Below are 9,049 nucleotides of genomic sequence, written 5' to 3'. Positions count from 1 at the left end.
GAACGTGCGGGAGCCCGCCCAGGGCGGGACGACCAGCGCGGGGCTGCCCAAGCGGACGCCGCGGGCGAACCTGGTGCCGGGTTCGGCGGCGCCGCCGTCGGCACCGATGCCCGCGCCGCCGGTGTCACCTGATCGGCTGCGCAGCAGGCTCTCCAGCTACCAGCAGGGCGTCCGCAAGGGCCGGGCCGAGCTTGAGGAGGATTGATGAGGAACCTGAGCCAGGGCGCCAGGGACGTCAACTGGCTGGTCAGCAATTTCGTGGACGAGGTGCCGGGCGTGGCGCACGCGGTGGTGGTGTCCGCGGACGGCCTGCCGATGGCGTTCTCGCGCGGCTTCCCGCAGGACCGGGCGGACCAGCTTTCCGCGATCGCGGCCGGGCTGGTGAGCCTGACACAGGGGTCGGCGCGGGTGTTCGAAGGCGGCGAGGTCGTCCAGACGCTGGTGGAGATGGACCGTGGCCTGCTGCTGGTGATGTCGATCAGCGACGGCTCGTGCCTGGCGGTGCTGGCGGCGCCGGACTGCGACATGGGCCTGGTGGCCTATCAGATGACGATCCTGGTCGAACGTGCGGGGCAGGTGCTCACGCCTGACGTGCGCGCGGAACTGTCGGCCGCGCGCCCCTGGTGATGGGAGTGGACGTTGGCATCGTGGCATGGTGGGGAGCCGGAGCCCGAGCGTAGCTCGCTGGTCAGGATGTACGCCGTCACGGGCGGCCGGACGGCGCCGCGCAGCGGCCCGGCCATGGAGGCGCTGGTCTCCTCGGCGACGTCGATGCGGCTGGGCCCGGCCTACACCCGTGAATACCGGGAGATCAGCGAGCTGTGCCGTCAGGTGAGGTCGGTGGCGGAGATCTCCGCCCTGCTGGCCGTTCCGCTGGGGGTGGCGCGGGTGCTGGTCTCCGACATGGAGGCGGAGGGGCTGGTGCGGGTGTATCAGCCGCAGCTGGAAGCGGGCCTGCCCGACCGGAGCCTGCTCGAACGGGTGCTGAGCGGGCTCCGCCGGCTCTGATGCCTTACTGGGAGGCCCACCAGTACGCCGCGACCAGCTCCGCCACCAGCGTCTCCGTCAGCAGCGCCACGTCGGGGTCGGTGTCGTGCGCGTAGCGGATGACCGCGGCGGCGTCCTTGACCTCGGCGCCCACCGAGATCACCGTGGAGCCGCGCTGCCGGATCCAGTCCATCGCCTGCTCGTCGTAGCGGGAGCCGGGGTAGAGCAGCGCCCGGTAGTCCAGGGTCTTGGTCAGGTATACGTCCACGTGGGACCAGTCACCCGTCTCGCAGGCGTCGGCGGCGCGGCGCGGGCCTTCGCGGACCATGAGCGCCGACTGCTGCGCGGACGACAGCCGCTCGGCGGGGGCCAGGGCGTAGACGCCGTTCGGGCCGTCGAGCAGTTCGAGCGCCAGAGGCAGCCATTCGTCCCTGCGTTCCAGCAGGTCGGCGGTGGCCTCGGCGGCCTGGCGTACGAGGGCGGCGACGTCGCGGCCGGAGCCCGTGAGGTGGGTCTCGAGCGCGAGGAGGAGCGCGAGCGTGTGCTGGAAGGTGCGGCAGGACACGCCGCCCTCCTCGGGGCCCGCGAGCATCGGGACGACCAGGCCGGCTCCGGAGGTGACGGCGGAGCCGGGGTTGTTGGTGAGCGCGGCGACGGGGGAGGGGCCGCCGGCGTAGCGGGCGAGCGCGTCGAGGGTCTCGCGGCTGCCGCCGGTCGCGGAGATGGGCACGACCAGCGTGCCGGGGCCGGCGGGGAAGGACGCGGCGGCGGAGGCGTACTCGGCGTGCGCGGAGACGCCGGCGGCGCGCAGGCGCAGGGCGGCGACGCCGGCGGCGTAGCGGGAGCTGCCCATGCCGAGGAACAGCACGCGCTCGATGCCGGCGGGCAGCGCCGCGAACGGGTCGGCGGCGTCGAGCGAGTCGGCCAGCGCGGTCAGCGCGGCGGGTTTGGCCTCCAGGTCGGCCAGGTAGAGCTCGGGGTTCATGGGGTCTCCTCGTGGTACCAGGTGCGCAGCACGCCCATCGGGGCGTAGCGCCATCGGGGCAGGTGGCGGGCCGCGTAGATGAGCTCGCGGCACTCCTGCTCGATCTCGAACGGGCGGATCAGGGTCTCGTCCAGCAGCTCGCCCCGGTCGTGCCGGGCCAGGCGGGCGCGGTAGGCGGCGAGCATGCCGGCACGGGCGGCGGCCGCCCAGCGGGCGGCGTCGGCGGGCGGGGTGCCGCGGCGGGCGATCGCCACCTGGGCGACGTGCTGGAGGCTGGTGGTGAGCTGGGCGACGTCGCGGGCGGCGGGCTGGCGCGGGTCGGCGCCGGTGAGCGTGGGGTTTCCGTCGAAGTCGATGACCGCGTAGCCGTCGCGCCACCTGAGGACCTGGCCGACGTGGAGGTCGCCGTGGATGCGGATCAGCGGGCCGGTGACCGGGCCGTCCAGCGGGGCGAGCCCGGCGCGGAGGCGGGGGGCGTGGCGGGCGAGCCAGTCGCCGTCCTCGCCGGTGGTGAGGTCGAGTGCTTCCCGGAGGGCCGAGCCGGCCCTGGCCGCCAGGTCCGTGGTGCCGGGGCCGTCGGCGGGCAGTGTCGCCAGGGCGAGATGGAGCCCGGCGGCGAGGTCGCCGAGCTCGGGGGCGAACGCGGTGCGCCCGGCCGCGGCCTCGTCGGTGCACCATTCCCAGCCGTCGGTCGCCTCGGGCAGGTAGCCGGTCACCAGGGCAAGCAGGAGCTCCCGGTCGCCGTCGGCCCGGGTCAGGGCGGCGTACGGCGGCGCGGTTTGTTTGAAGCCCGCCTCAACGAGGTGGGCGAACACCTCGGGCGTGGGATGCGGCAGCGGTACGGGAGGGGTGAGCCATTTGACGACGACCTGCTCACCCACGATCACCGAGTAGTTTGTCTGGTCTACGTGCGGTCCGAAGTCGCGTTCGGCTGGGGCCCCAGTGTGGAGATCCTCTGGCCTGTGCGAGAAGGTGGGCAGCGGCAGATAGCGGCGGACGGCGAACGGCGGCGGCACCGGCCGATCCAACGCCGCCAGCAGAGCTGCCGTGAGCCCGCGCTCCCGTGCGGTGAGCGGATTCTCACCGAGAGAGAGCAACCGGCTCCAAATTGAATCCGAATTCAACAGTTGGACCAAACTTCCAGGTAGCAATGTCCGCCAAAGTCTTGCTCATGTTGATTTCTGCTGCAACACTCCTGCTCTGGTCTGCCGTGTCCAGTTGGTCGCGAGACCCCTCGTACATCGCCCTTTCATAAGGAGTAGCGGCCTTGTCCCGTACCCGGTTCACCCGTCGTCTTCCGGCCGCCGTCGCGGTGGCCGGCCTCGCGCTCGCCGTCGCGGCGTGCGGCGGTGAGTCGACCAACAGCGCAGAGACGGCGACCCAGGCGACGGCCGCCGCTCTCGACCCCAACGCCGACCTGACGAAGCAGTCACTGGCCGTGACCGTGTGGGCCGGTTACACCCCTGAGAAGCTCCAGGACATGGTCAAGGAAGAGCTCAAGATCAAGGACCTCACGGTCACCTTGCACGAGACCAACGAAGTGGCGATGACCAAGCTCACCGCCGGCGGCAACCACGGGATCGACGTGGCGTTCGTGTCGGGACAGTACGCCCAGGCGCTCAACGAGCAGGGCCTGCTGGAGCCCATCCACGCCGAGCTGATCCCCAACCTGGCCAACCTCTACCCCGAGGCCACCCAGCTCTCCTACGACAAGGGCAACAAGTACTCCGTGCCCTACACCTGGGGCACCACCGGCATCTGCTACCGCAGCGACCTGGTGAAGACGAAGCCGACGAGCTGGAACGATCTACTCAAGCCGCCGGCGTGGGCCGACAAGAAGGTCACGCTGATGACCACCGAGCGCTGGCTGGCCCTGCCCGCACTCAAGTCCCTCGGCTTCTCGGTCAACACCGACAAGGACGAGGAGATCGCCAAGGCCAGGGAACTGCTCATGGCGGCCAAGCCTCACCTGCTCAAGTTCGACGACACGACCTTCGGCGACCTGCTCATCAAGGGCGACGCCCTCATGGTCGAGGCGTGGGACGGCTGGTGCCCCACCACGCACGAGAAGCAGAACATCAAGTTCGAGGTGCCGAAGGAGGGCAGCGACCTCTGGGTGGACACCATGGTGATCATGAAGTCCTCCAAGAACAAGGAGGCCGCGCACGCCTTCATCAACTACATCCTCAACCCCGAGGTGCACCGCTGGGCCGCCGAGAACATCAACTACAAGGTGCCCAACAAGGCCGCCATGGAGAAGGTGAAGATCGCGCCGGGCTCGCTGCTGGGCATCAAGCCCGCCGAGCTGCTCAACGGCGAGGCGATCATCGACCTCGGTCAGGCGTCGACCAAGTTCTCGCGCCTGTCCTCTGAGATCACGGCCAGCTAGTTGCGGTGAAGGCTGATACTGAGGCCCGGCCGGTGTCCCCCTCGCGGGGCCGCCGGCTGGGCGCGTTCGTTTTCCTGTCCCCCGGGCTGACCTACCTGGTCGTGCTGCTGCTGGTGCCGCTCGCGATGGTGCTCAGCTACACGGTCTTCCAGCGCGGCCGCTTCGGCGGCGTCGTCTACGAGTTCACCACCGAGAACTTCACCCGCCTGTTCGACCCGCTCTACCTGGGCGTGGTCGTCGAGTCGCTGAAGATGGCCGGCCTGGCCACGCTGATCGCGCTCCTGGTCGGCTACCCGACCGCCTACCTGATCACGCGGCTGCCGGGCAGGTGGAAGACGGTGGCGCTGGTGATGGTCGTGCTGCCGTTCTGGACGAACTTCATCATCCGCGTCTACGCCTGGATCATCCTGCTGAGCGGCGAAGGGCTGATCAACAGCGGCCTGGAGGCGATCGGCCTGGGCCCCTACGAGCTGCTCTACAACCAGGGCGCGATCGTCACCGGCCTGGTCTACTCCTACCTGCCGCTGATGGTGCTGCCGCTGTACGCGACGATCGAGAAGCTCGACCCGCAGCTGCGGGAGGCGTCGGCCAACCTGGGCGCGTCCGGGTTCACCACGTTCCGCAGGGTGACGCTGCCGCTGACGCTGCCCGGCGTGATGACCGGCAGCCTGTTCGTGTTCGTGCCAAGTCTGGGCAACTTCGTGATCCCCGAGATGCTGGGCGGCGGCAAGTCGTCGATGGTGGGCAACCTGATCCGCAAGGAGTTCCTGTCGGCGCGCGACTGGCCGTTCGGCTCCACGCTGGCGCTGGCGCTCATCGCGGCCCTGCTCGTGCTGCTCGTCGTGCAGGCCTGGGTGGCCCGCCGTGCGTAGCTCCCGCCTGCTCCACATCCCGTTCTGGCTCACGTACGTCTTCCTGTACGCGCCGATCGTCGTGCTCGTCGTCATGTCGTTCAACTCCGGTGAGTCGGCCTACACCTACGAGGGCTTCAGCCTCAAGTGGTACGGCGAGCTCGCCCAGAACGAGCTGGTGCTGAAGGGCCTGGTCAACACGCTGATCGTGGCCACCGGTTCGACGCTGATCGCCACCGTGCTCGGCACCCTGCTGGCCGTCGGCCTGGCCCGCCACACCCGGTCGAAGGCGCTGGAGGCGCTCGCGCTGATGCCGGCCGTGCTGCCCGACCTGGTGATCGCGATCGGGCTGCTGCTGTTCTTCGGCATGATCCAGCTCACGCTCGGGCGCTACTCGGTGGTGCTCGCGCACGGCCTGTTCGCGATGGCGTTCGTCGCCGCGGTGGTGCGCACCCGGCTCAGCGGCGCCGACACCTCGCTGGAGGAGGCCTCGCGCGACCTCGGCGCGGGAGCGGTCACCACGTTCATGAAGGTGACGCTGCCGCAGCTGGCGCCCGGCATCGTGGCGGGCGCGCTGCTGGCGTTCACGCTGTCGCTGGACGAGTTCGTCATCGCCTTCTTCACGATCGGCAACCTGGAGCAGACGCTGCCGATCGTCATCTATTCAATGATCCGTTTCGGGGTGACCCCGGAGATCAATGCGCTGGCCGCGATCCTGCTCCTGGTGAGCTTCACCGCCGTGATCGCGGGGCAGCGCCTGACCAAGATCGGGGAGTCGCGTGCTCAAGATTGACGGGGTCACCCGCAGGTTCGGCGACGTCACCGCGCTCGACGGGGTGTCGCTGGAGATCGGGCAGGGCGAGTTCTTCGCCCTGCTCGGCCCGTCGGGCTGCGGCAAGACGACGCTGCTGCGCATCATCGCCGGTTTCGAGACGCCCGACAGCGGCACCGTGACGCTCGACGGCGAGGACCTGCTCGCCAAGCAGCCCAACCGCCGCCCGATCAGCCTCATGTTCCAGTCGTACGCGCTGTTCCCGCACATGACCGTGGCCAAGAACGTCGCGTACGGCTTGGAGCGGGAGAAGCTGCCCCGCGACGAGATCAGGAAGCGCGTCGGCGAGGTGCTGGAGACGGTGGGGCTGTCGGCGCATGCCGGGCGCAAGCCGCAGCAGTTGTCCGGCGGCCAGCGCCAGCGGGTGGCGCTGGCACGGTCCATCGTCAAGCGGCCCCGGCTGCTGCTGCTGGACGAGCCGCTGTCGGCGCTGGACAAGAAGGTCCGCGCCGACATGCAGCTGGAGCTCAAGCGGCTGCAGAACGAGGTGGGCATCACGTTCGTGGTCGTCACGCACGACCAGGAGGAGGCCATGTCGCTGGCCGACCGCATCGCCGTCTTCGACAGCGGCAGCGTGCGCCAGGTGGACGAGCCCGTCGCCCTGTACGAGCGGCCGCGCACCAGGTTCGTGGCCGACTTCGTGGGCGCCAACAACCTCTTCGAGGGCGCCGTCGGCGGCCCGGAGACGCTGGCGGCCGGCGACTTCGGCGACCTGCCCGGCACGCCGCTGGGCGAGCTGGAGACCGGCGCCAAGGCGCTGCTCGGCGTCCGGCCGGAGAAGGTCAGGCTGGGCGACGGCGACGGCCTCAAGGGCACGGTGCTGGACGTCAGCTTCTACGGCGGCGTCTCGCACATCTCGGTGGAGGTCCCGGGCCGCGTCAAGCCCGTGCTGGTCGCCGTGCAGGGCGCCGGCACGGTCAAGCCGGGGGCGGAGGTGTCGCTGGAATGGACGGCCGGCGACGCGGTGATCATCCCGGTGGATCAATGAAGCAGATCGTTGCCCGTCACCGTGCGCGCGTAGGACAGGATCAGCTCGGCCGCCTCCTCCGGGCCGATGATCGGGTGCCGGGCCGTGATGCGGTAGCCGTAGGCGTCCTCCAGCGCCACCAGGTTGCGCGAGATCGACAGCGCGTCGGTCGTCAGCCTGAACACGCCCAGCGCCTGCCCGGTGTCCAGGATCGACTGGTACATCGACACCTGCCGGTCGTACAGGGACGTGAGCAGCACCCCGTAGACGCGGTTGCGCCCGGCGGCCCCGCCCAGCTCGTTGAGCAGCCGCACGTCCGGGTCGAGCGGCCCGGTGGGCAGCCCGGAGCGGATCGTCAGCACCAGCTTGGCGACCGGGTCGGTGAGCGCGGCGATCTGCCTCAGCCGCTGCTCGTAGAAGCGCTCCATGCCCGCGTGCTGCGCCTCGACGAGCAGCTCGCTCAGGTCGGGGTAGTGGTAGAGCACCGCGCCGGAGGTCAGCCCGGCCTCCTCGGCGACGTGCGAGAGCTGCACCCCGTCGATGCCGAACCGGATGATGGCCCGGCGTGCCGCCTCGATCAGGTCGATGCGCCGGTCAGTACGGCTTTTGCGCTGGGCCATCTTCACCACCTTGCCCTCGTGTTCGTCCGTCGTTCAGTAATCCGTGACCATAGTGCCCTGAAGTTGACCTTTACGCTAGATGCGTATTTGAATTCTCCTTCAAATGGCTAGATCCCCCCGGAGTGTGCCCATGTCTCTGACCATCCTGTTCATGCCGGAAAGCGCCTACGGGCCGACCAACAACAGCATCGGCATCGGCGACATTCTGCGCCGCCGCGGCCACCGCGTCGTCTTCGCCGCCGAGTCGTCGTGGAAGGGCAAGCTGGAGGCGCTCGGCTTCGAGGAGGACCTCGTCGACCTCGCCCCGCCGTCCGAGGAGGAGCAGGACGCCGGCCAGTTCTGGAAGGACTTCATCCGCGAGACCGCGCCCGAATACCGCAAGAGCACCCGCGAGCAGCTCGAGACCGTCACCAAGCCCATCTGGGAAGAGCTGATCGACGGCGCCAAGTACTGCGAGCCGCAGCTCAAGGCGATCATCGAGCGGGTCCGGCCGGACGTCATCGTCGAGGACAACGTGATCACGTTCCCGGCGCTGCTCACGGCCGGCAAGAAGTTCGTCCGCATCGTCTCCTGCAACCCGCTGGAGGTGCGCGGCCCGAACGTCGCGCCGGTCTTCTCCGGCCTGCCCGCCGACGACCGCTCCGAGTGGGACGACTTCCGCGCCGAGTACGACCGCACCCACCGCGAGATGTGGAGCGCCTTCAACGACTGGTGCGTCGAGCAGGGCGCCGAGCCGCTGCCCGACCTCGACTTCATCCACGAGGGCGACCTGAACCTGTACGTCTACCCGGAGATCCTGGACTACGTGGCCGACCGGCCGCTGAACGACACCTGGCACCGCCTCGACTCGTCGGTCCGCGAGACCGAGGGGGAGTTCGAGCTGCCCTTCGCGCGCAACGAGGGCTCGCTGGTCTACTTCTCGCTCGGCTCGCTCGGCTCCGCCGACGTGGAGCTCATGCAGCGGGTGATCGACGTGCTGGCCACCACCCCGCACCAGTACATCGTCTCCAAGGGCTCGCTGCACGAGGAGATCAAGCTCGCCGACAACATGTGGGGCGCCGAGTTCGTCCCGCAGACCAAGGTCATCCCGCTGTGTGACCTGGTCATCACGCACGGCGGCAACAACACCACCACCGAGGCGATGCACTTCGGCAAGCCGATGATCCTGCTGCCGCTGTTCTGGGACCAGTACGACAACGCGCAGCGGGTGGAAGAGTTGGGCTATGGTGTCAGGCTTTCGACCTACACGTTCACGGACGAGGAGTTGACGGGCGCGCTGACGCGCCTGCTCGGCGACGACGACCTCCGCGCGAGGCTCGCCGCCGCCGGTGAGGAGATCCGCGGTCGCGACGGCCTGCGCAAGGCCGCCGACCTCATCGAGCAGCTCGGCCAGAAGTAGGTACGGCCCCCCGTACCGA

Annotated in this window: 11 protein-coding genes; 8 read left to right on the top strand and 3 right to left on the bottom strand. The window is 69.5% G+C overall.

The genetic code is table 11. The annotated features are described in order from the left end of the window. The 3 genes from ADY59_RS51580 to ADY59_RS22105 all read left to right on the top strand — a co-directional run. Positions 1-205 (top strand): hypothetical protein (locus ADY59_RS51580; protein ID WP_197093776.1); only part of this gene is annotated, 205 nt, incomplete at its 5' end. Continuing rightward, positions 205-627 (top strand): roadblock/LC7 domain-containing protein, encoded by a 423-nt coding sequence (locus ADY59_RS22110; RefSeq protein WP_049565020.1) that lies wholly within the window; start codon positions 205-207, stop codon positions 625-627. The genes ADY59_RS51580 and ADY59_RS22110, both read left to right, overlap by 1 nt. A 12-nt stretch (positions 628-639) precedes the next feature. Continuing rightward, positions 640-1,008 carry a DUF742 domain-containing protein gene (locus ADY59_RS22105; RefSeq protein ID WP_049565019.1) on the top strand — a complete coding sequence of 123 codons (369 nt, stop codon included), beginning with the start codon at positions 640-642 and terminating at the stop codon, positions 1,006-1,008. A 4-nt stretch (positions 1,009-1,012) separates the two neighbouring features. Here the strand turns inward: ADY59_RS22105 and ADY59_RS22100 are convergent, their stop codons facing one another. After that, complete coding sequence (locus tag ADY59_RS22100; protein ID WP_049565017.1) at positions 1,013-1,972, bottom strand: SIS domain-containing protein; 960 nt, start codon at positions 1,970-1,972, stop codon at positions 1,013-1,015. Then, positions 1,969-2,853 carry an aminoglycoside phosphotransferase gene (locus tag ADY59_RS22095; protein ID WP_156325650.1) on the bottom strand — a complete coding sequence of 295 codons (885 nt, stop codon included), beginning with the start codon at positions 2,851-2,853 and terminating at the stop codon, positions 1,969-1,971. The genes ADY59_RS22100 and ADY59_RS22095 overlap by 4 nt, the downstream gene beginning before the upstream one ends. A 386-nt stretch (positions 2,854-3,239) precedes the next feature. Between ADY59_RS22095 and ADY59_RS22090 the strand changes: the two genes are divergently transcribed. From ADY59_RS22090 to ADY59_RS22075, 4 genes are read left to right on the top strand one after another with little or no spacing between them, the layout of a single operon-like run. Further along, a complete protein-coding gene (locus ADY59_RS22090) occupies positions 3,240-4,361 on the top strand; it encodes a polyamine ABC transporter substrate-binding protein (RefSeq protein WP_082310308.1) in 1,122 nt (373 codons plus the stop codon). Positions 4,362-4,366: 5 nt separating this feature from the next. Continuing rightward, the gene (locus tag ADY59_RS22085) at positions 4,367-5,233 is read left to right on the top strand and encodes an ABC transporter permease (RefSeq protein ID WP_231618832.1); all 867 of its coding nucleotides are present in this window, start codon (positions 4,367-4,369) and stop codon (positions 5,231-5,233) included. Further along, positions 5,226-6,005, top strand: a complete 780-nt coding sequence (locus tag ADY59_RS22080) for an ABC transporter permease (RefSeq protein ID WP_049565013.1) — start codon at positions 5,226-5,228, stop codon at positions 6,003-6,005. Before ADY59_RS22085 ends, ADY59_RS22080 begins: the two co-directional genes overlap by 8 nt. Then, positions 5,992-7,032, top strand: a complete 1,041-nt coding sequence (locus ADY59_RS22075; RefSeq protein WP_049565011.1) for an ABC transporter ATP-binding protein — start codon at positions 5,992-5,994, stop codon at positions 7,030-7,032. Before ADY59_RS22080 ends, ADY59_RS22075 begins: the two co-directional genes overlap by 14 nt. On the opposite strand, the gene ADY59_RS22070 is transcribed toward ADY59_RS22075, so the two are convergent. Continuing rightward, positions 7,026-7,631 (bottom strand): TetR/AcrR family transcriptional regulator, encoded by a 606-nt coding sequence (locus ADY59_RS22070; RefSeq protein ID WP_049565059.1) that lies wholly within the window; start codon positions 7,629-7,631, stop codon positions 7,026-7,028. The two genes, ADY59_RS22075 and ADY59_RS22070, sit on opposite strands and share 7 nt — an antisense overlap. A 130-nt stretch (positions 7,632-7,761) precedes the next feature. On the opposite strand from ADY59_RS22070, the gene ADY59_RS22065 reads away from it, so the two are divergent. After that, the gene (locus ADY59_RS22065) at positions 7,762-9,030 is read left to right on the top strand and encodes a glycosyltransferase (protein WP_049565009.1); all 1,269 of its coding nucleotides are present in this window, start codon (positions 7,762-7,764) and stop codon (positions 9,028-9,030) included. Positions 9,031-9,049: the final 19 nt, after the last annotated feature.

The sequence above is a fragment of the Nonomuraea sp. SBT364 genome, from assembly GCF_001083785.1.
GTDB lineage: Bacteria > Actinomycetota > Actinomycetes > Streptosporangiales > Streptosporangiaceae > Nonomuraea.
This window is presented reverse-complemented; position numbering and strand designations above follow the sequence as displayed.

Bases quoted from the DNA above. Each gene is read 5' to 3' on its own strand.
- ADY59_RS22110 (WP_049565020.1), top strand. From the start codon at position 205: ATGAGGAACCTGAGCCAGGGCGCCAGGGACGTCAACTGGCTGGTCAGC.
- ADY59_RS22100 (WP_049565017.1), bottom strand. From the start codon at position 1,972: ATGAACCCCGAGCTCTACCTGGCCGACCTGGAGGCCAAACCCGCCGCG.
- ADY59_RS22070 (WP_049565059.1), bottom strand. From the start codon at position 7,631: ATGGCCCAGCGCAAAAGCCGTACTGACCGGCGCATCGACCTGATCGAG.
- ADY59_RS22065 (WP_049565009.1), top strand. From the start codon at position 7,762: ATGTCTCTGACCATCCTGTTCATGCCGGAAAGCGCCTACGGGCCGACC.